Source organism: Streptomyces sp. DG1A-41 (assembly GCF_037055355.1).
Classification (GTDB): Bacteria; Actinomycetota; Actinomycetes; order Streptomycetales; family Streptomycetaceae; genus Streptomyces.
In genome coordinates this window covers 5,170,109-5,190,251 of sequence record NZ_CP146350.1, presented here as the reverse complement: position 1 = coordinate 5,190,251, position 20,143 = coordinate 5,170,109, and the positions used below count along the sequence as shown (strand labels likewise).

Below are 20,143 nucleotides of genomic sequence, written 5' to 3'. Positions count from 1 at the left end.
TCCGGAAAACCGAACGAGTCCCGAAGGAGTCCCGAACGAGTCCGGAGCGGTACCGAACGAGTCCGAACAGGCCCTGAACGAGCCTCAGTCCTCCGCCGGCTCCGAGGCGGCCGCCGTCTTGGCGGCGGTCTTCTTCGCGGTGGTGGTCTTCTTGGCCGTCGTCTTCTTCGCGGTCGTGGTCTTCTTCGCCGCGGTCTTCTTGGCCGCCGTCGTCTTCTTCGCGGGAGCCTTCTTGGCCGGAGCCTTCTTCGCGGTCTTCTTCGCGGTCTTCTTCGCCGGGGCCTTCGCGCGCTTCTCGGCGAGCAGCTCGAAGCCGCGCTCCGGGGTGATCGTTTCGACGCTGTCGCCGGAGCGCAGGGTCGCGTTGGTCTCCCCGTCGGTGACGTACGGTCCGAAGCGGCCGTCCTTGACGACGACCGGCTTCTCGCTCACCGGGTCGGTGCCCAGCTCCTTCAGCGGCGGCTTGGCGGCCGCCCGGCCACGCTGCTTCGGCTGGGCGTAGATCGCCAGCGCCTCTTCCAGCGTGATCGTGAAGAGCTGCTCCTCGGACTGGAGCGAGCGCGAGTCCGTGCCCTTCTTCAGGTACGGCCCGTAGCGGCCGTTCTGCGCGGTGATCTCCTGGCCCTCGGCGTCGGTGCCGACGACACGCGGCAGCGACATCAGCTTCAGGGCGTCGTCGAGGGTCACCGTGTCCAGCGACATCGACTTGAACAGGGACGCCGTGCGCGGCTTGACCGCGTTCTTGCCCGTCTTCGGGGTGCCCTCGGGGAGGACCTCCGTCACGTACGGGCCGTAGCGGCCGTCCTTGGCGACGATCGTGTGGCCGGTGGCCGGGTCCGTGCCCAGCTCGTAGTCGCCGCTCGGCTTGGCGAGCAGCTCCTCCGCGAGGTCGACGGTCAGCTCGTCCGGCGCCAGGTCGTCCGGGATGTCGGCGCGCTGGTGCTGCTCGGTGTCCTTCTCGCCGCGCTCGATGTACGGCCCGTAGCGGCCGACCCGCAGCACGATGCCGTTGCCCACGGGGAACGACGACACCTCGCGCGCGTCGATCGCGCCCAGGTCGGTCACCAGCTCCTTGAGGCCGCCGAGGTGGTCCCCGTCGCCGTTGCCGGCGTCGGCGGCACCGCCCCCGCCTGTGCCCTCACCGAAGTAGAACCGCTTCAGCCACGGCACGGACTGCGCCTCACCGCGGGCGATGCGGTCGAGGTCGTCCTCCATCTTGGCGGTGAAGTCGTAGTCGACGAGCCGCCCGAAGTGCTTCTCCAGGAGGTTGACCACGGCGAAGGACAGGAAGGACGGCACCAGGGCCGTGCCCTTCTTGAACACATAGCCGCGGTCGAGGATCGTGCCGATGATCGACGCGTACGTCGACGGGCGGCCGATCTCGCGCTCTTCCAGCTCCTTGACCAGGGAGGCCTCGGTGTAGCGGGCCGGGGGCTTGGTGGCGTGCCCGTCGACCGTGATCTCCTCGGCTCGCAGGGCGTCGCCCTCGGAGACCTGGGGCAGCCGGCGCTCGCGGTCGTCGAGTTCGGCGTTCGGGTCGTCGGCGCCCTCGACGTACGCCTTGAGGAAGCCGTGGAAGGTGATCGTCTTGCCGGACGCGCTGAACTCGACGTCCCGGCCGTCGGCCGCCGTGCCGCCGATCTTCACCGTGACGCTGTTGCCGGTCGCGTCCTTCATCTGGGAGGCGACGGTCCGCTTCCAGATCAGTTCGTACAGTTTGAACTGGTCGCCGGTCAGTCCGGTCTCGGCGGGAGTGCGGAAACGGTCACCCGAGGGCCGGATCGCCTCGTGGGCCTCCTGGGCGTTCTTGACCTTCCCGGCGTACGTCCTCGGCTGCGGCGGCAGGTAGTCGGCGCCGTACAGCTGCGTGACCTGGGCGCGGGCGGCGGCGACCGCCGTGTCGCTCAGGGTCGTGGAGTCCGTACGCATGTAGGTGATGTAGCCGTTCTCGTAGAGCTTCTGCGCGATCTGCATCGTCGCCTTCGCGCCGAAGCCGAGCTTGCGGCTGGCCTCCTGCTGCAACGTCGTCGTACGGAACGGGGCGTACGGCGAGCGGCGGTACGGCTTGGACTCGACGGAGCGGACCGCGAAGCTCGTGTTCTCCAGGGCGGCGGCCAGGGCGCGGGCGTTCGCCTCGTCGAGGTGGAGGGTGTTCGCGCTCTTCAGTTGTCCCAGGGAGTCGAAGTCGCGGCCCTGCGCGACCCGCCTGCCGTCGACGGTCTGGAGGCGCGCGACCAGCGACGACGGGTCCGACAGGTCTCCCGCGCGGCCGGTCGCGAAGGTGCCCGTCAGGTCCCAGTACTCAGCCGAACGAAAGGCGATGCGCTCGCGTTCCCGCTCCACGACGAGTCGTGTGGCGACCGACTGGACACGGCCCGCGGACAGCCGCGGCATGACCTTCTTCCACAGGACCGGCGAGACCTCGTAGCCGTAGAGGCGGTCGAGGATGCGGCGGGTCTCCTGGGCGTCCACGAGCTTCTGGTTGAGCTGGCGCGGGTTGGCCACGGCGGCCTGGATCGCGGCCTTGGTGATCTCGTGGAAGACCATCCGCTTGACCGGGACCTTGGGCTTGAGCACCTCCTGGAGGTGCCAGGCGATGGCCTCGCCCTCGCGGTCCTCATCGGTGGCGAGGTAGAGCTCGTCGGAGTCCTTCAGCAGGTCCTTGAGCTTCTTGACCTGCGCCCTCTTATCGGCGTTGACCACATAGATCGGCTCGAAGTCGTGTTCGACGTCCACACCGAGGCGGCGGACCTCGCCGGTGTACTTCTCGGGCACCTCGGCGGCGCCGTTGGGAAGGTCACGGATGTGCCCGACGCTCGCCTCGACTACGTAGCCGGGGCCCAGGTAGCCCTTGATCGTCTTCGCCTTGGCAGGCGACTCGACGATGACGAGTCGGCGGCCGCCCTGTGCGGTCTCGCTGGTCGGGGACAACTTCGCTCTTCTCTCCGGTCGACGCTGGGGCCTCCCCAGGGTTCGTCTCCCGGGGTCGGGTCGTGGTGACGCTGCGGAGTGTGACGGTACATCCCGCCCCCGTGTCAAACGGGAAAAGCCCGCAACGGCCACTCGAACGGTAACCCGACTACCACCATTCCTGCCGCCCGGAGTACCCGGAGCAAGCCGGACCCTATGCGGAGTGCAACGCCCCGGTTACCCACGGGCGCCCCGACGACGCAGGCTTCAGAGGCGGGTGAAGCACCATGTTCCGACCGCCAGGGCGAGCACCGCGACGATGCTCGCGAGGGTCGCCGATGCGACGGGGCTCACACCCTGGGCGACGGGCTGGTGCTGGCGTACGCGTGTCACGGTCCACGCCAGCAGCCCGCCTCCGAACAGGGAGAACACCGCTCCCGCGAAGATCGCCGGTTCGCTCTCCATGACTCGCCGCGCCCCTTTTCTCCCGTCCGCGTCTCCCCAGCCACCGGAGGCTGACACGCATGGGCGGCGGGCAGGCGAACCGGAGGTGAACGCCGGGGCGCCACAGTCGCGGATCAGGGACTTCCGACCCCTCCCGGACCGTTTTGGACGAGGTGTTCAAATCGACTCGAATTTTATTGGCGAGTCTCCTCGACGACGGCCCGTGGGACGTGAGCACGGGGCGGTGGTGCGGAGAGTGGCGCCTGGGGCAGGCGTGGTGCGCGGGCTCGCCCCTCGGCAGGAAACCCCTGCCGAGTCCCTCAGCGGACCGGCTCCAGGAAGCCCTGCTCGACGAGCAGCCGGATCTGCGCCGGAGTGCGGTCGCGCAGCAGCACCGGGTCCTCGCCGATCAGCTGGGCGATGGCGTCGAGGATGCGACCGGCGCTCATCGTGCCGTCGCACACGCCCGCGAAGCCCGCGCCGACCGTGTCCACGCGGGTGGCGCGGCGCATGCCGCGGTTCTGGCGCAGCACGACATGCTCGGGGTCCTCCGCGCCGGGCAGCCCGACCTGTTCCTGCACGACCTCGGCGCCGAGCCGGAAGTGTGCTTCGAGCAGCGCGGCGTCGTCGTGGTCGCGCAGGTAGTCGAGCCGGTCGAAGTGGGCCCGGATGGTGTCCCCGAGCGGCTGCTCGACCGGATGCGGCCACTCCTCCACCGTGACGGAGGGCGCGGCGGCATCCGTCCTGCGCAGGGTGATCCAGCCGAAGCCGACGGCCCTCACCTTGCGCGCCTCGAACTCGTCGAGCCAGGCGTCGTACCGCGCCTGGTACTCCGCCACGTCCTCGCGGTGGTCGCCCGCGTCCCGCAGCCACAGCTCGGCGTACTGGTTGACGTCCTGCACCTCGCGCTGCACGATCCACGCGTCGCAGCCCCGAGGCACCCATGACCTGAGCCGGTCCTGCCAGTCCTCCCCTTCCACGTGCTGCCAGTTGGCGAGGAACTGCGCGAACCCGCCCTCGTTCAGCCGCTCCCCTGCCTCCTGAACGAGCGCGCGGCACAGATCGTCCCCGCCCATCCCGCCGTCGCGGTAGGTGAGCCGGGCGCCGGGAGAGATCACGAACGGCGGGTTCGAGACGATCAGGTCGTACTTCTCGTCGTCCCGCACCGGCTCGAAGAGGGAGCCCTCGCGCAGATCGGCGGCCGGGGTGCCGGACAGCGCCAGCGTGAGGGCGGTGATGTGCAGCGCGCGCGGATTGAGATCGGTGGCCGTCACGCGCGTGGCGTGCTGCGCGGCGTGCAGGGCCTGGATGCCGGAGCCGGTGCCGAGGTCGAGCGCGGCGGCGACGGGCGTACGGACGGTGATGCCGGCGAGTGTCGTGGAGGCGCCGCCGACTCCCAGGACGACTCCTTGGTCACGCCGGCCGATGCCCCCGGCGCCACCGACCGCGCAGCCCAGGTCCGACACGATGAACCAGTCCTCGCCGCCGGGCCCGCCGTACGGCCGTACGTCCACGGCCGCGGCGAGCTCGTCGCCCCCGACGCGCGTCAGCCAGCCGCTCTCCAGGCACGCGTCGACGGGCAGGACGTCCGCCACGCGCGCGTGCGGCACGGGCTGCTGCAGGAGGAACAGCCGGACGAGCGACTCCAGCGGCGTCTCCCCGCGGGTCGCCCGGAGCGCGGGCACGGTCTCGCTCCGGGCCAGGGCCGCGTACGCGGGGCCGCCGAGCAGTTCGAGCAGCCCGTCGGCGGTGAAGGAGGCTTGGACCAGGGCGTCCCGGAGCCGGGCGGCGACATCGGGACGGTCGGAGGAGGGCAGCGGGGACAGGGGTGACTGGCTGGCGTTACTCACGCCCCCATTGTGGCCGCCGGCACCGGTACCGCACGTGCCCGTGCCGGGTATCGAGCGCGGCTCAGCGGGCCGACCCGGCAGTCGTATCGGGCGCGGCTCACCGGGCAGGCCCAGCAGTCACTGCCGGCTCAGCAGCCCCGCCGGCCCCGAAAACGCTCCTCGCTCAGCTCTGGGTCGCCGGCGCCGTGGCCGCCTTGCAGCTGGTCTGCCGGGCCATCGCCTGGCCGACCTCGCCCTCCTCCAGGTTCCGGAGCGCGTCGTTCCCGCTCTTGCCCAGCTTGTCGAGCTCGGTGGCGATGTCCTTGAGGCCGTCCGCGAACTTGCCCTGGTCCTTGGTGTCGAGCGCGTCGACCTGCTTCTTCAGGGAGGCGTACGAGGAGGAGATCGCGTTGAGCTCCTTGACGGCGTCCTCCTGTTTCTTCTGGCCGTTCTCCACGTCCGGCGCCCCGGCCTTGGTCACCGCGGCCCCGATGGCCTTGTAGGCGTCGGACATGTCCTGGAAGGCCTGTGCGTCGGTCTTCTGGACGTCCTCCGGCTTGCTGTTGTCCGAGGTTTCCTTCTGGATCGAGGCATTGGCCGACTCGATCTTCTTGGCCTGCGGCTGTACGGCGTCGCAGACCTGCTTGGCCCAGGAGTCCAGCTTCTCGTTGTCGTCGCCGCCGCACCCCGACAGCGCCAGTACCAGTACCGCACCGCCGGACAGTGCGGCCGCGAGCTTCTTGTTCACCGGTTTGGTCCCTTCCATGGCTCTCGGCCCCGGAACATACACGCCAGATGCACGGCAACCGCACGCCGCAAGTCTATTAAGACCTTTTTGTAACCTTTTGCACCAAGCGAGAGAAGCCTCACGGCGTGGTCGTGTACACGCACAGAGCGAGCGGGCGACGCGTCAACGCGCGCGGCCCGCCCGCACCTTGAGCTGGGGCTTGGACGACCTCCCTACGAAACCACTGCCGGGTCCGCCGACTTGGGCTCCCGTTCGGCGTTGTCTTCGTCACCTACGGCGATGCCGCGCCGCTTTGACACGTACACCGCGCCGACGATGACGACGAACGCGAGAGCCGCGATCAGGATCCGTACTCCGATGCTTTTGTCCGGGCCGTAGGAGAACTTGATCACCGCGGGCGCGATGAGCAGCGACACCAGGTTCATGACCTTCAGCAGCGGGTTGATCGCCGGACCGGCGGTGTCCTTGAAGGGGTCGCCGACGGTGTCGCCGATCACGGTCGCCGCGTGGGCCTCGCTGCCCTTGCCTCCGTGGTGGCCGTCCTCGACGAGCTTCTTGGCGTTGTCCCAGGCGCCACCGGAGTTGGCGAGGAACACCGCCATCAGCGTGCCCGCGCCGATCGCGCCCGCCAGGAACGCGCCCAGCGGCCCGACACCGAGCGTGAACCCGATGAAGACGGGCGCCAGCACGGCGAGCAGACCGGGTGTGGCGAGCTCGCGCAGGGCATCCCGGGTGCAGATGTCGACGACCTTTCCGTACTCCGGTTTCTCGCTGTAGTCCATGATCCCGGGCTTCTCGCGGAACTGCCGCCGCACCTCGAAGACCACGGAACCCGCCGATCGTGACACGGCGTTGATCGCCAGCCCCGAGAAGAGGAAGACGACCGCCGCGCCCGCGACGAGACCCACGAGGTTGTTGGGCTGCGAGATGTCCATCATCAGGCTCATCGATGCCCCCGCCCCGGACAACTGCTCGCCCACGTCGCGCGCTCCCGTGATGATCGCGTCGCGGTACGAACCGAACAGCGCCGCCGCCGCGAGCACGGCCGTGGCGATCGCGATGCCCTTGGTGATCGCCTTGGTGGTGTTGCCGACCGCGTCCAGGTCGGTGAGCACCTGCGCGCCCGCGCCCTCGACGTCGCCGGACATCTCCGCGATGCCCTGCGCGTTGTCGGAGACGGGCCCGAAGGTGTCCATCGCGACGATCACACCGACCGTGGTGAGCAGGCCGGTGCCGGCCAGCGCCACCGCGAACAGCGCCAGCGTGATCGACGTACCGCCGAGCAGGAACGCCCCGTAGACGCCGAGGCCGATCAACAGGGCGGTGTAGACGGCGGATTCGAGACCGACGGAGATACCGGCGAGGACGACGGTGGCCGGGCCGGTGAGCGAGGTCTTGCCGATGTCCCGGACGGGACGCCGGGTGGTCTCGGTGAAGTAGCCGGTCAGTTGCTGGATCAGCGCGGCGAGCACGATGCCGATGGCCACCGCGACGAGCGCGAGGATCCGCGGGTCGCCGCCCTTGCCCGTGATCGCCGCGTCCGTCACGCCGTCGAGGTCCGAGTACTTCCCGGGCAGGTAGACGAAGACGGCCACCGCGACCAGCACGAGCGAGATCACCGCGGAGATGAAGAACCCGCGGTTGATGGCGCTCATGCCGCTGCGGTCGGCGCGCCTCGGCGCCACCGCGAAGATACCGATCATGGCGGTGATCACACCGATCGCCGGCACGAGCAGCGGGAAGCCGAGCCCCACGTCGCCGAAGGCCGCCGAGCCGAGGATCAACGCGGCGACCAGGGTCACGGCGTACGACTCGAAGAGGTCGGCCGCCATGCCCGCGCAGTCGCCGACGTTGTCGCCCACGTTGTCGGCGATGGTCGCGGCATTGCGCGGGTCGTCCTCCGGAATGCCCTGTTCGACCTTGCCGACCAGGTCGGCGCCGACGTCGGCGGCCTTGGTGAAGATGCCGCCGCCGACACGCATGAACATCGCGATCAGCGCGGCCCCGAGGCCGAAGCCCTCGAGCACCTTCGGCGCGTCGGCCGCGTACACCAGCACCACGCAGGAGGCGCCCAGCAGGCCGAGGCCCACCGTGAACATGCCGACGACGCCGCCCGTGCGAAATGCGATCTTCATCGCTTTGTGCGAGACCGCGGTGAGATCCTTTTCCGGCTCGCCTTTCGCCGGTGTCGCTTCACGCGCCGCCGCCGCGACACGCACATTGCTGCGCACGGCGAGCCACATGCCGATATAGCCGGTGGCCGCCGAGAACGCCGCTCCGATCAGGAAGAACACCGACCGACCGGCACGCTGATTCCAGTCGTCCGCGGGCAGCAGCATGAGCAGGAAGAACACGACCACGGCGAATACGCCGAGCGTGCGCAGCTGGCGTGCCAGATAGGCGTTCGCGCCTTCCTGGATCGCCACCGCGATCTTCTTCATGCTGTCGGTGCCCTCGCCGGCCGCGAGTACCTGGCGTACCAGGACGCCCGCGACCACGAGTGCCGCCAGCGCGACGACCGCGATGACCGCGACGAGAACGCGGTTGTCATCGGTCAGTACGGCGGCTGCGAGGTCTGTGGGATGGCCCGACTGTGATGAGATGGAAAGCCCCGCCATTCGTCCTCCTTGACGCTTGGGCTGAGCTCAAGATGTGGACGGGATTGTAGGTACCGGAACCTGATCAAAACAGAGCGCGATAAGCGGAATTGGCCTTCTGGGGTAATGCCCTGAAAGCATTCTCGGACTGCCGTGGAGCATGCGAATGATCGTGAACGAATTCACGCGATGAACGGCACAGGAACCACTGTAAAGGCGCGCACTGACACCCGCACATGACGAAGGGCCCCACGGGTGGGGCCCTTCGTCGAGAACGCTGTGTGCGGTGGCCGGTCAGGCCAGGATGGTCGGCGGCGGTGTGGTCGGCCAGGTCATCTTGATCGACCCGCCGTGCTCCCCCGCGCTGACCTCGACGTCGTCGACGAGTCCGCTGATGACCGCGAGGCCCATCTCGTCCTCGTCGGCCTCACCGTCGGGATCGCCGGGTCCGGCGCCGGGCGCGCGCTCGCCGGGGACCGCGTGCGGGGCCTCGTCGCCGACCTCGATGGAGAACTGTTTCTCCTCCTCGATCAGCAGCACCTTCACAGGTGCCGAGATCCCGCCGGTCTGGTGCAGTCCGACGGCCCGCGTGCAGGCTTCGCCGACGGCGAGCCTGACCTCGTCGAGGACGGCCTCGTCCACTCCGGCCCTGCGCGCCACCGCGGCCGCCACCAGCCGGGCGGTCCTGACGTGCTCGGGCAGCGCGCTGAAGCGGAGCTCAACGGTGGCCATGCATCCCCCTCGCAACTACGGGCGTGCTGTCGAGAGGCGCCGGGCCGCCGAAAGCCCGGGCCCCCTCGGTCTTCACTTCTGCCGAACTCTTGCCGCAACTTCGGCCGGCCCGGGCGCGAGGCCCGGGTCCGGTGGTCAGTCGGTCGCCGCCACCGCTTCCTCGACCGAGGTGTGAATGGGGAACACCTTGGTGAGACCGGTGATGCGGAAGATCTTCAGAATGCGCTCCTGGTTGCAGACCAGGCGCAGGGAGCCCTCATGGGCCCGCACGCGCTTCAGGCCGCCGACCAGCACGCCGAGCCCGGTGGAGTCGAGGAAGTCCACGCCCTCCATGTCGACGACAAGGTGGAAACTGCCGTCGTTCACCAGCTCGACCAACTGCTCGCGCAGCTTGGGCGCGGTATATACGTCGATTTCGCCACCGACCCTGACGATCGTGCGATCGCCCATGGTCTCGGTCGACAGGGACAGGTCCACGGATCCTCCAGCACCTTGCTATCGAGCGGTCGCCCTTGGGGCACCTCGGCTTCGTCCCCTGGACGATTCGCCAGCCGCGATGGCATTCAATCACTTACGGGCAGGCGTGCACGACGCCTTGGCTCCATTGTCCGTCACGCCAGTGACACACTCGGTGCCGATGGCCAAGAATCACCGATCCGATCGACCCCCGACGGACCCCGCCCCCCGACCCACGCCGGGCGCGGTCCTGGACCGCCTCGCGTCCGGTCCGAGCAGGGCTTCGCGCATTACTCATACGGAGCACTTGCCCCCGCGCGAGGGTCGGCATGCCGTCTGGCCGGACCGGATCCGCGCGGAGGTCGTGGCGGCCGTGCGGGCCGCGGGCATCGAGCATCCCTGGGCCCACCAGGCGCGCGCGGCGGAACACGCGCTGGACGGCGAATCGGTCGTCGTCGCCACCGGCACGGCCTCCGGCAAGTCCCTGGCCTACCTCGTGCCGGTCCTGTCCACCCTCCTGGACGGCGCCGAGGCCCCGAACGGCCGCGGCGCGACCGCCCTCTACCTGGCCCCCACCAAGGCTCTTGCGGCGGATCAGTGCCGCTCTGTGAAGGAACTTTCACATCCGTTGGGCCATTCGGTTCGCACGGCCGTGTACGACGGCGACACTCCGTTCGAAGAGCGCGAGTGGATCCGCCAGTACGCCAACTACGTACTGACCAACCCGGACATGCTGCATCGGGGCATCCTGCCGTCCCACCCCCGCTGGTCCTCCTTCCTGAAGTCGCTGAAGTACGTCGTCGTCGACGAGTGCCACACCTACCGCGGCGTCTTCGGCTCGCACGTCGCCCAGGTGCTGCGCCGGCTGCGCCGCCTGTGCGCCCGCCACGGCGCCTCGCCCGTGTTCCTGCTGGCCTCCGCCACCGCCGCCGAGCCCGCGGTGGCCGCTCGCCGCCTCACCGGTCTGCCGGTGGTGGAGGTCGCCGACGACGCCTCCCCGCGTGGTGAACTGGTGTTCGCCCTCTGGGAACCGCCGCTGACCGAGCTGCACGGCGAGAAGGGCGCCCCCGTCCGCCGCACGGCCACCGCCGAGGCCGCCGACCTGCTCACCGACCTCACCGTGCAGGGCGTGCGCTCGGTCGCCTTCGTGCGGTCCCGGCGCGGCGCCGAGCTGATCTCCGTCATCTCCCAGGAGCGACTGGCCGAGGTCGACCGGTCGCTGGTCCGGCGTGTCGCGGCGTACCGGGGCGGCTATCTCCCGGAGGAGCGCCGCGCACTCGAACGCGCCCTCCATTCGGGTGAACTGCTGGGCCTCGCCGCGACGAACGCCCTCGAACTCGGCATCGACATCTCCGGCCTGGACGCGGTCGTCATCGCCGGCTACCCGGGCACACGCGCCTCCCTGTGGCAGCAGGCGGGCCGGGCCGGACGGTCCGGGCAGGGGGCGCTGGCCGTCCTGGTCGCACGGGACGACCCGCTGGACACCTTCCTCGTCCACCACCCCGAGGCCCTGTTCGACCAGCCCGTCGAGTCGACGGTCCTCGACCCGGACAACCCCTACGTGCTGGCCCCGCACCTGTGTGCGGCCGCCGAGGAACTGCCCCTGACGGACGAGGACCTCGCCCTGTTCGGCCCGGCCTGCGAGGACCTCCTCCCCCAGCTGGAGGCCGCCAAGCTGCTGCGCCGCCGCACCAAGGCCTGGCACTGGACCCGACGTGAGCGGGCCGCCGACCTCACCGACATCCGCGGTGAGGGCGGGCGCCCGATCCAGGTCGTCGAGAGCGGCACGGGCCGACTGCTCGGCACGGTCGACGCGGGCGCCGCGCACTCCACCGTCCACGAGGGGGCGGTCCACCTCCACCAGGGCCGCACGTACCTGGTGCGGTCGCTGGACCTCGAGGACTCCGTCGCCCTCGTCGAGGAGGCCGCCCCGCCCTACTCCACGGTCGCCCGTGACACGACGTCGATCTCCGTTCTGGAGACGGACGTCGAGGTCCCCTGGGGCGACGGCCGCCTGTGCTACGGCTCCGTCGAGGTCACCAACCAGGTCGTCTCCTTCCTCCGCAGGCGGCTCATGACCGGTGAGGTGCTGGGCGAGACGAAACTCGACCTCCCTCCTCGTACGCTGCGCACCCGGGCCGTGTGGTGGACCGTCACCGAGGACCAGCTCGACCGCGCGCGGATCAACCCGGAGATCCTCGGCGGCTCCCTGCACGCCGCCGAGCACGCGTCGATCGGCCTGCTGCCCCTCTTCGCTACCTGCGACCGCTGGGACATCGGCGGCGTGTCGATCCCGCTCCATCCCGACACGCTCCTGCCCACGGTCTTCGTCTACGACGGCCATCCCGGCGGCGCGGGCTTCGCGGAGCGCGCCTTCCACACCGCCCGCACCTGGCTGACCGCCACCCGCCAGGCCATCGCCTCCTGCGAGTGCGACGCCGGCTGCCCGTCCTGCATCCAGTCCCCCAAGTGCGGCAACGGCAACGACCCGCTGCACAAGAGGGGGGCGGTGCGACTGCTCACGGTGCTGCTGGAGGGGGCTCCCGAGGAGAAGGAAGCGGAGGAGCAGCCGCCGGGAGGCCCAGGAGAGACACCCGAGCACCCACCCGAGCCCTGACAGTCCCCGCCAGCGGAGGGCCCGAGGCCGCCGGAAAGCCCGGGAGCGGCGCCCCAGCACGCGCCCGGCTCCTGACAGCCTCCACCGACGGAAGACCCAACGAAGCCGCCCAGAAGCCCAGGAAAGACACCCCAGCACCCACCCCGGCCCCGACGCCCCCCGCCGACGGAAGACCCAAGGGAGCCGTCGGAGGCCCCGCCCGTGCCCTGACCTCCGCCGTGAACGGCCCCCGACCCGACGCCGCCGTCACGTCCGAGATCTCCCCGACGACCTCGCACCGCACGAGCCGGACGCCCTGTGCCCGGGCCACCCGGCCGGCCCGGGCACAGGCCGCCGTACCGCCCTCGGCCCAGTGGTCCGCCGCCGCGAGCGCCGCGAGATCCGCACCGCCCGCCGCACGGTGCCGGATCACGACGGCCTGCCCCAGCGCGAGGACGACCCCGAACACCACGCACAGGACGGCGATCGCCCCGACACTCCAGACGGTGGCGGCCCCCTGGTCCGAGGCGGCACCTCTCATCGGCAGGCGCCCCCTGTCCCGGCACCTCGGGCCCCGGCCCCGCACCTCCGGCTCCCGCCTCACGTGCCCACCCCCACCGTCTCCTCCACCGACGCCACGGCCTCCTCCCGTACGGCGAAGGACAGGCCGCGCAGCACCGGCGGCTCGGCCACGACGACCACCCGGACGTGTTCCGCGCCCCGGTCGACGGTCACCTTCGCGCCGGGCGGTGCCGCCTCGCGGGTCAGGCGCACGACCGCGTCGGGCGGGTCCTGGCGGGCCGCCGCGCGGGCGCCCGTCCGTGCCGCGTCCACGCACTGGATCTGCGCGGCCACGACCAGCAGCCCCCACACCAGCGCCATCGCGAACATCACCAGCACGGGCAGCACCACGGCCGACTCCGCCGTGACGAACCCCCGGTCCGCGCCCCGCTCACATCCGCGCATTGAGGGCGTCCTTCACGATGTTCTGGAGCTCCGCGCTGACCGCGCCGCTCGTGATGACCTTGTAGAGCACCACCGCGAACGCCACCGCCGCGACGATTCCCATCGCGTACTCGGAGGTGACCATCCCCGCGTCCCTCCGCGCCGCACGCGCCCCGCACACCAGGGCACCCAGCCGTGCCCGTACCGCCTGATACATCTCAACCCCCGTAGGAAAGAGTCCTGAACTTCTGCCGGTTGTCGCTGACTTGTTCCGTCGATCCGGGTCTCCGCCTCACTCACCACCCCCTGCGAGCACCCCGCCCGCGAGCCCGACCACCACGGGCAGCACGCCGACCGCGATGAACGCGGGCAGGAAGCACAGCCCGACCGGCGCACTGACCATGACGCCCGCTCTGCGTGCCCTGGCCGTCGCGGCGCGGCCCCAGTCGGCGCGGGCCTCGGCGGCGAGTCGTGCGACCGGCGTGGCGGCGGGCATTCCGGACACATCGGCCCGTTCGAGCAGCCGGGCCAGGCCTCCGGCGCCCGGGAGGGCGGCCAACCTCCGCCAGGCAGCGCCCGGTTCGCCGCCCAGCCGCACCTCCGCCGCCCCCTGGGCGAGGGCGTCGCCCACCGGGCCGCCCAGGGCCTCCCCCACCGCCTGCGCCGCGATCACCGGGCCGGCGCCCGCCGCGATGCAGGCCGCCAGCAGGTCGGCGGCCAAGGGAAGTTGCCGCGCCGCCTCGGCTAGGTCCGGTGCCGGCACGTCCGTACCGGCCGCCTCCTGCCGCAGCCACCACCACATGCCCACCGCACCGGCCAGTCCGAGGCCCGCACCGGCCAGGCCGCCGATCAGCGCCCACCCGGCACACGCCACGCCCACGGGGGCCAGCCATCTCCGTGCGGTCCGGCGCAAGGCGAGGCGCGGTGCAGAGGCCGTCGCTTCACGGGGCGACAGCTCGGCCAGCCGACGCCGCATCCTCCGGCGGTGCCGCGCCTCCTTCAGCCGGCGCACCGACCACAAGAGGGCCAGCACAACCCCCACCGTCACCCCCAGCCTGTGGACAACTTCCCCGCTCATGCCGCCGCCTCCGCGCCCCGCACGATCCGCAGCACCCACCACAGCCCCAGGCCCTCCAGCACACCGCCGGCCACCAGACAGCCCAGACCCGCCGTGGTGTGCAGCAGGACATGGAGCGGGTCGGCGCCGAGGGCGGTGCCGATGAGGAGCCCCAGGGCGGGCAGCCCGGCGAGCAGCACCGCCGTCGCCCGCGCGCCCGCCAACTGGGCGCGCAGGTCTGAACGCTGGTCCCGTTCGGCGCGCAGGGCCGCGGCGAGCCGGTCGAGTCCGGCCGCGAGCCCCGCGCCCTGGTCCACGGCCACCCGCCAGCACGCCGCGAGTCCCCGCAGCCCGTCGGCACCCGGTTGCCTGGCGGCGGTTCCGAGCGCGTCCGGCACGTCGCCGCCGAACCGTGCCGCCGCCAGCACCGTCACCTGTGCGTCCGCGAGTCCGCCGCAGTCCCGCGCGGCACGCAGCAGCGCCTCTCCCGGCTGGCGTCCGGCCCGCACCTCCCCGGCGAGCGCCCCGCACAACGCGATCACCGCGTCGGCCCGGCGCTCCCGGTCCCGCCGTACCCGGCCGGCCAGCCGGGCCCGTCGCAGCAGCGGCACGCCGGCCGCTCCCAGGACGACCGGCAGCACCGACGCCCCGAGCACCGCCAGCACCACCCCGGCCACCGGCGCCCACCACTCGGCCCGCAGCCGGCCACGCACTCGCCGCGACCGATCGGTCAACCACCGCCACCCTGGCGGGTCACCCCCGACAGCGCCACCGCCCGCGAGCAGCAACCGCGCCCGCCGTGCCGCCGATTGACGCTCACCCAGCAGCCAGACCGCCGCCCCCATGAACGCCACGGCCACGCCCATGGACATCTCAGCCGCCCCCGTCATGACTCGCCCCCTCCACCGCGGCCTCACCCGGCCCGCCTTCGCTTCCCGCACCCCGAAGCAGCCCCCGCAGCCGATCCCACCCGCGCTCGCGTACGAAGGCCTCCGCTCCCCACCGCAGCGCCGGCACCGTCCGCACCAGCCCCGACGGGTCCCGCTCCAGCACATGCACCTCGGCGATCCGCCGCCGCCCGCTCCGGTCGCGTACGAGGTGCAGCACCACGGAGAGGGCGGCCGACACCTGGCTGTGCAGCGCGGCCCGGTCGAGCCCGGCGGCTGTTCCCAGGGCCTCCAGCCGGGCCGGTACGTCGGCGGCGGCATTGGCGTGCACGGTTCCGCAGCCGCCCTCGTGGCCCGTGTTCAACGCGGCCAGCAGATGCACCACTTCGGGTCCGCGGACCTCGCCCACGACCAACCGGTCGGGCCGCATCCGCAGCGCCTGGCGCACCAGATCCTCGAGGGTGACGAGGCCCGCGCCCTCCTGGTTGGCGGGTCTGGTCTCCAGCCGCACGACGTGCGGATGGTCCGGCCGCAGTTCCGCCGAGTCCTCGGCGAGGACGATCCGCTCGTCCGGGCCCACCAGCCCCAGAAGGGCGCTCAGCAGCGTCGTCTTGCCACTGCCCGTGCCGCCGCTGACCAGGAAGGACAGCCGTGCGTCGAGCAGTGCGCGCAGCACGCGGTCCCCGCCCGGCGGCACCGTGCCCGCCGCGACCAGTTCGCCGAGCGTGAAGGCACGCGGTCGTACGACGCGCAGCGACAGGCAGGCGCAGCCCACGGCGACCGGCGGCAACACCGCGTGCAGCCGGGTCCCGTCGGGCAGCCGCGCGTCGGCCCAGGGCCGGGCGTCGTCCAGCCGGCGACCGGCCACGGCGGCGAGTCGCTGGGCGAGCCGTCGTACGGCCGCCGCGTCGGCGAAGCGCACCGGTGTGAGCTCCAGTCCGCCGCCCCGGTCCACCCAGATGCGGTCCGGAGCCGACACCAGCACGTCGGTCACCGACGGGTCGGCGAGCAGGGGCTCCAGCGGCCCGCTGCCGACCAGCTCGGACCGCAACGTCGCGGCGGCACCCAGGACTTCGGCGTCCCCGAGCACCCGGCCCTGCTCCCGCAGGGCCTGCGCCACGCGCGCGGGGGTCGGCTCGGCCCCGCTCTCGGCCAGCCACCTCCGCACCCCGTCGAGCAGTTCCGCGCCCTCGAGTCCGGCCAGGGTGCTCACGCCGCACCCGCCTCGACGAGCGCCCGCTCCCAGAACTCCTTGCAGAACCGGGCGAGCGGTCCGCGCGGGGCGGCGCCCGGTGGCGCCGTGCCCTGGTCCGGGCGCAGCAGTTCCGGCTCGACCGGCACCTCGCCGACCAGGGGCAGTCCGAGCAGCCGCGCCACCTCCCGGTCGTCGAGCCCCGGCGGGTAAGGCCCGCGGACCGCCACCCGCAGATCTCGCAGGACCATGCCGACCGCGGACGCCACCCGTCCGGCGGCCGCGACGGCGCGCAGCTCGGCGGGCACCACCAGCACGCCGACGTCGAGCTGGGTGAGGACCTCGGCGACGCCGTCGTCGATACGGCGCGGCAGGTCGACCACGACCGTGCCGCCCCGGCGCCGGGCCGCGGCGAGCACCGCGCGCACCGCCTGGGGCGGGACGGCGATCCGGTCGCCGCGGTCCCAGCTGAGCACCCGCAGCGAGTGCAGCTCGGGCAGCGACTCCTCCAGAGCGCCCCCGCCGACCCGCCCGCGTGAGGACGCGAACGCGGGCCAGCGCAGCCCGTCGGCCGTCTCGCCGCCGAGGAGTACGTCGAGTCCGCCGCCCAGCGGATCGGCGTCCACGAGGAGGGTGCGCAGTCCCTCGCGCGCGGAGGTGACGGCGAGCGCGCACGCGAGCGTGGACGCTCCGGCCCCGCCCCTGCCGCCGATGACGCCCACGGTGAGGGCTGGCCGGCCGACGCCCTCGGCCACGTCGGCGATGCGGTCGACCAGCCACTGCTCGCCGTCGGGCAGCATCAGGACGTGCTCGGCGCCGATCTCGACGGCCCGCCGCCACACCCCGGAGTCGTCCTGGTCCCGGCCGACGAGGACGACTCCCCTTCTGCGTACGGCCCCGCGCACCCGCCGTGCGGCGTCGTCGCCCACGAGGACGAGCGGTGCGGCCTCCCAGCCGCCTCTGCGGTCGGGCACCCCGTGGTGCACCTCGGGTGTGGCGCCCGCCGCCGCGCACAGGCGCAGCAGGTCGTCGAGGAGTTCGGTGTCCTCGGTGACGATCAGCGGTCCGCCCTGCCGCCCTCCGGCGGCCGGCGGCGGATCGTGTGTGACGGCTCCGGCCACGGTCTCCATCCCCCTTCGCTGCTTGACTCGCACGGCCCTGCGGCCCCGCGATTCCCAAACGTGGGAAGAACCGGCAAGGCGGCCTCCCTTTGAACGGCCGACACAACCGGCCAAACGCCCCCGGCAATCGGAGCCGGGCCATGAACCCGCCGCGAGCGGGGTGCGCTGGAATCACGGTGCAGCGATCCCGGAAATCGTGTGGATCTTGGTGGATAACTGTGGACGCCTCGACGGTTGTGAATATCGCCGTCACCCATACCGGTGACGCCCGCAGGGCCTCTGTTGCGACTTCCACAGAGCAGCCCGACAACTACGCACCGTAATGAATCATGGGCATGCCAACAGCCCGCCCGAAGCGGCAACGGAGCGGCATTCCGGCCGCGCGAAGAAGGAGAAAACCCATCCGGACATGCGACGACCCCCGCCGGGGGAGAGCGGGGGTCGTCCCCACGGCCGACTCGGGGGGAGGAGTCGGGCCGGGTTAGCACGGTCGCGAACGATCCGTGACTTCCATGGTGTACCCGAGAGCCCTCTCAGGCAAACCCACGCGCCCCACCTTACGCCGAATGGGCTGCCCCTATGCTCATGGGCGTGGAAAACCACTCGTCGCCCCGCACAGCGGCCTTCTTTGACCTGGACAAGACGGTCATTGCGAAGTCGAGCACGCTCACGTTCAGCAAGTCGTTCTACCAAGGCGGTCTGATCAACCGCAGGGCCGTCTTGCGCACCGCATATGCCCAGTTCGTCTTCCTGGCCGGCGGCGCCGACCACGAACAGATGGAGCGCATGCGCGCGTACCTGTCCGCGCTGTGCCGCGGCTGGAACGTGCAGCAGGTCAAGGAGATCGTCGCCGAGACCCTGCACGACCTGATCGACCCGATCATCTACGACGAGGCCGCCTCCCTCATCGAGGAGCACCACACCGCCGGCCGCGACGTCGTGATCGTGTCCACGTCGGGTGCGGAGGTGGTCGAGCCGATCGGCGAGCTGCTCGGCGCGGACCGGGTGGTGGCGACCCGCATGGTCGTGGGCGACGACGGCTGCTTCACCGGCGACGTGGAGTACTACGCGTACGGCCCGACCAAGGCCGAGGCCATCAGGGAGCTGGCCGCGTCCGAGGGGTACGACCTCAGCCGCTGTTACGCCTACAGCGACTCGGTGACCGACGTGCCGATGCTGGAGTCCGTCGGCCGCCCCCATGCCGTCAACCCGGACCGCGCGCTGCGCCGCGAGGCCCTCGCGCGCGGGTGGCCGATTCTGGACTTCCACCGTCCGGTCCGGCTCAAGCAGCGCATCCCCAGGTTCTCCGTACCGCCGCGCCCGGCGCTCGTCGCGGTCGCCGCGATAGGTGCCGCGGCGGCCACTGCCGGCCTCGTCTGGTACGCGAACCGGCGCCGGGCGAGCATCGCTTGACCTGGGGCGAGCCGAAGTCCTATTTGAACCCAAAAGTAAAGAAGTGCAGTCTGGACTTCCGCTTGCTCCGGGGCAGGAGTACAAAGGACTCAACGGCCCGCGAGACCAAGGACATCCGAGAGGATCACCTTAATTACGCATTTGGCCCCACGGACCGAGCATGAACACCGGGCACCCACGCGACGTCGACCCGTCGATTACGGGCCAGCCGCACCAGGGACGGGCAAAGTTCCCGACCTGATGGGCATATATCGAGGACGCTTGGTACCCCGATGTTCATGCCAGCGGCGGTACGAGTTCTCGTACCGCCGCATCTCTTTTCCGGCCCGGTCGCGCTGTCACGCCGCTCCGCGCTGCAACGCCTCGCACACCGCGGTCGACTCCCGTGCCCCCAGTTCGACCGCCCTGCCGCAGTGGGCGATCCAGGCGGCCATGCCCTCCGGGGTGCCGGAGACGTACCCGTCGAGGGCTTCCAGATAGGCCTCGCGCCCCAACTCGGCGTGGCCCACCTCGGCCGGGCAGACCGACTTCGGGTCCAGGCCGCTGCCGATCAGGACGATGCGTGCGGCCGTGCGCGCGACCAGGCCGTTATGGGACGTGAAAGGTCGCAGCGCGAGCAGTTCGCCGTGCACGACGGCGGCCGTCACCAGCGCCGGTGCGGTGCCGCCCGCGATGACCAGCCCGGCCAGCCCCTCCAGCCGGCCGTGCGCCTCGTCCGCGCTCGGCAGCGGCAGCCCGACGAGCGGCTCGTCGACCGGCTCGCCCTCCTGCCGGGGCCGTCCGACCTGGTCGGCCTTGTCGGCCGCCGCCACGAGGTGCAGCCGGGCCAGTACCCGAAGAGGCGACTGCCGCCAGATGGACAGCAGCTGGCCCGCCTCCGCGGTGAGCCGCAGCGCGGCACCCACGGTGCGCGCCTCGTCGTCGCCGCTGAAGTCCGTACGCCGGCGGACCTCCTCCAGGGCCCAGTCCGCACCGGCCAGCGCCGCCGAGCCGCGGGCGCCGCGCAGGGCCGCCTCGGAGGTGATCGCGTTGCTGCGCCGCCGCATGATGCGGTGCCCGTAGACCCGGTCCACGGACTTGCGCACGGACTCCACGGAATCGGCCACCCCGGGCAGCGCCCCCAGGGCCGCGAGGGGGTCGGCGGTCGCGCCTGCTGTACTCATGAGTACGACCCTACGCACCCCAGGGGTCCGCCCCACGGCGGAGTGGCCATCTT

16 protein-coding genes and 1 pseudogene are annotated in these 20,143 nt (G+C 71.7%); 2 read left to right on the top strand and 15 right to left on the bottom strand.

Going from position 1 to position 20,143, the window contains the following annotated elements:
• Positions 1 to 84 precede the first annotated feature (84 nt).
• The 7 genes from topA to bldG all read right to left on the bottom strand — a co-directional run bounded on the left by topA (position 85) and on the right by bldG (position 9,737).
• A complete protein-coding gene (gene topA, locus V8690_RS24280) occupies positions 85 to 2,931 on the bottom strand; it encodes a type I DNA topoisomerase (RefSeq protein WP_338782013.1) in 2,847 nt (948 codons plus the stop codon).
• A 246-nt stretch (positions 2,932 to 3,177) separates the two neighbouring features.
• Positions 3,178 to 3,375 carry a hypothetical protein gene (locus tag V8690_RS24275; protein ID WP_338782012.1) on the bottom strand — a complete coding sequence of 66 codons (198 nt, stop codon included), beginning with the start codon at positions 3,373 to 3,375 and terminating at the stop codon, positions 3,178 to 3,180.
• 299 nt (positions 3,376 to 3,674) lie between these two features.
• Positions 3,675 to 5,204 carry a class I SAM-dependent methyltransferase gene (locus tag V8690_RS24270; protein WP_338782010.1) on the bottom strand — a complete coding sequence of 510 codons (1,530 nt, stop codon included), beginning with the start codon at positions 5,202 to 5,204 and terminating at the stop codon, positions 3,675 to 3,677.
• Between the two features lie 163 nt (positions 5,205 to 5,367).
• Entirely contained in the window at positions 5,368 to 5,949 is a 582-nt protein-coding gene (locus tag V8690_RS24265) for a small secreted protein (RefSeq protein ID WP_338782008.1), read from the bottom strand.
• Positions 5,950 to 6,143: 194 nt separating this feature from the next.
• Positions 6,144 to 8,549, bottom strand: a complete 2,406-nt coding sequence (locus V8690_RS24260; protein ID WP_338782006.1) for a sodium-translocating pyrophosphatase — start codon at positions 8,547 to 8,549, stop codon at positions 6,144 to 6,146.
• Positions 8,550 to 8,822: 273 nt separating this feature from the next.
• A complete protein-coding gene (locus V8690_RS24255; protein WP_184986492.1) occupies positions 8,823 to 9,260 on the bottom strand; it encodes an ATP-binding protein in 438 nt (145 codons plus the stop codon).
• A gap of 135 nt (positions 9,261 to 9,395) precedes the next feature.
• Positions 9,396 to 9,737 (bottom strand): anti-sigma factor antagonist BldG, encoded by a 342-nt coding sequence (gene bldG, locus V8690_RS24250; RefSeq protein WP_003991900.1) that lies wholly within the window; start codon positions 9,735 to 9,737, stop codon positions 9,396 to 9,398.
• Positions 9,738 to 9,816: 79 nt separating this feature from the next.
• Between bldG and V8690_RS24245 the strand changes: the two genes are divergently transcribed.
• Positions 9,817 to 12,333, top strand: a complete 2,517-nt coding sequence (locus tag V8690_RS24245; RefSeq protein WP_338782001.1) for a DEAD/DEAH box helicase — start codon at positions 9,817 to 9,819, stop codon at positions 12,331 to 12,333.
• Positions 12,334 to 12,520: 187 nt separating this feature from the next.
• Here V8690_RS24245 and V8690_RS24240 read toward each other — a convergent pair.
• From V8690_RS24240 to ssd, 7 genes and pseudogenes are all read right to left on the bottom strand, one after another.
• A pseudogene (locus V8690_RS24240) lies at positions 12,521 to 12,853 on the bottom strand (Rv3654c family TadE-like protein); the annotation flags it as partial.
• A gap of 59 nt (positions 12,854 to 12,912) precedes the next feature.
• A complete protein-coding gene (locus V8690_RS24235; protein ID WP_020272729.1) occupies positions 12,913 to 13,278 on the bottom strand; it encodes a TadE family type IV pilus minor pilin in 366 nt (121 codons plus the stop codon).
• Positions 13,265 to 13,474, bottom strand: a complete 210-nt coding sequence (locus V8690_RS24230; protein ID WP_078945397.1) for a DUF4244 domain-containing protein — start codon at positions 13,472 to 13,474, stop codon at positions 13,265 to 13,267. The genes V8690_RS24235 and V8690_RS24230 overlap by 14 nt, the downstream gene beginning before the upstream one ends.
• 75 nt (positions 13,475 to 13,549) lie before the next feature.
• A complete protein-coding gene (locus tag V8690_RS24225; protein WP_338782000.1) occupies positions 13,550 to 14,335 on the bottom strand; it encodes a type II secretion system F family protein in 786 nt (261 codons plus the stop codon).
• Positions 14,332 to 15,204, bottom strand: a complete 873-nt coding sequence (locus V8690_RS24220) for a type II secretion system F family protein (protein WP_338781999.1) — start codon at positions 15,202 to 15,204, stop codon at positions 14,332 to 14,334. Before V8690_RS24220 ends, V8690_RS24225 begins: the two co-directional genes overlap by 4 nt.
• Positions 15,188 to 16,414: a TadA family conjugal transfer-associated ATPase gene (locus V8690_RS24215; RefSeq protein WP_338781998.1), complete on the bottom strand. Its 1,227-nt coding sequence runs from the start codon at positions 16,412 to 16,414 to the stop codon at positions 15,188 to 15,190. The genes V8690_RS24220 and V8690_RS24215 overlap by 17 nt, the downstream gene beginning before the upstream one ends.
• Positions 16,411 to 17,523: a septum site-determining protein Ssd gene (ssd, locus tag V8690_RS24210; RefSeq protein WP_338781997.1), complete on the bottom strand. Its 1,113-nt coding sequence runs from the start codon at positions 17,521 to 17,523 to the stop codon at positions 16,411 to 16,413. The genes V8690_RS24215 and ssd overlap by 4 nt, the downstream gene beginning before the upstream one ends.
• Positions 17,524 to 18,093: 570 nt before the next feature.
• On the opposite strand from ssd, the gene V8690_RS24205 reads away from it, so the two are divergent.
• Positions 18,094 to 18,927, top strand: coding sequence for an HAD family hydrolase (locus V8690_RS24205; RefSeq protein ID WP_338781996.1), 834 nt, complete (start codon positions 18,094 to 18,096; stop codon positions 18,925 to 18,927).
• Between the two features lie 338 nt (positions 18,928 to 19,265).
• On the opposite strand, the gene V8690_RS24200 is transcribed toward V8690_RS24205, so the two are convergent.
• A complete protein-coding gene (locus V8690_RS24200; protein WP_338781995.1) occupies positions 19,266 to 20,090 on the bottom strand; it encodes an oxidoreductase in 825 nt (274 codons plus the stop codon).
• Positions 20,091 to 20,143 lie beyond the last annotated feature (53 nt).

What these genes read in the sequence shown, in the direction of transcription:
- V8690_RS24275 (WP_338782012.1), bottom strand. Translation starts at nt 3,375, where the DNA reads ATGGAGAGCGAACCGGCGATCTTCGCGGGAGCGGTGTTCTCCCTGTTC.
- V8690_RS24265 (WP_338782008.1), bottom strand. Translation starts at nt 5,949, where the DNA reads ATGGAAGGGACCAAACCGGTGAACAAGAAGCTCGCGGCCGCACTGTCC.
- V8690_RS24260 (WP_338782006.1), bottom strand. Translation starts at nt 8,549, where the DNA reads ATGGCGGGGCTTTCCATCTCATCACAGTCGGGCCATCCCACAGACCTC.
- V8690_RS24255 (WP_184986492.1), bottom strand. Translation starts at nt 9,260, where the DNA reads ATGGCCACCGTTGAGCTCCGCTTCAGCGCGCTGCCCGAGCACGTCAGG.
- V8690_RS24245 (WP_338782001.1), top strand. Translation starts at nt 9,817, where the DNA reads ATGGCATTCAATCACTTACGGGCAGGCGTGCACGACGCCTTGGCTCCA.
- V8690_RS24235 (WP_020272729.1), bottom strand. Translation starts at nt 13,278, where the DNA reads ATGCGCGGATGTGAGCGGGGCGCGGACCGGGGGTTCGTCACGGCGGAG.
- V8690_RS24230 (WP_078945397.1), bottom strand. Translation starts at nt 13,474, where the DNA reads ATGTATCAGGCGGTACGGGCACGGCTGGGTGCCCTGGTGTGCGGGGCG.
- V8690_RS24225 (WP_338782000.1), bottom strand. Translation starts at nt 14,335, where the DNA reads ATGAGCGGGGAAGTTGTCCACAGGCTGGGGGTGACGGTGGGGGTTGTG.
- V8690_RS24220 (WP_338781999.1), bottom strand. Translation starts at nt 15,204, where the DNA reads ATGACGGGGGCGGCTGAGATGTCCATGGGCGTGGCCGTGGCGTTCATG.
- ssd (WP_338781997.1), bottom strand. Translation starts at nt 17,523, where the DNA reads ATGGAGACCGTGGCCGGAGCCGTCACACACGATCCGCCGCCGGCCGCC.
- V8690_RS24205 (WP_338781996.1), top strand. Translation starts at nt 18,094, where the DNA reads ATGCTCATGGGCGTGGAAAACCACTCGTCGCCCCGCACAGCGGCCTTC.
- V8690_RS24200 (WP_338781995.1), bottom strand. Translation starts at nt 20,090, where the DNA reads ATGAGTACAGCAGGCGCGACCGCCGACCCCCTCGCGGCCCTGGGGGCG.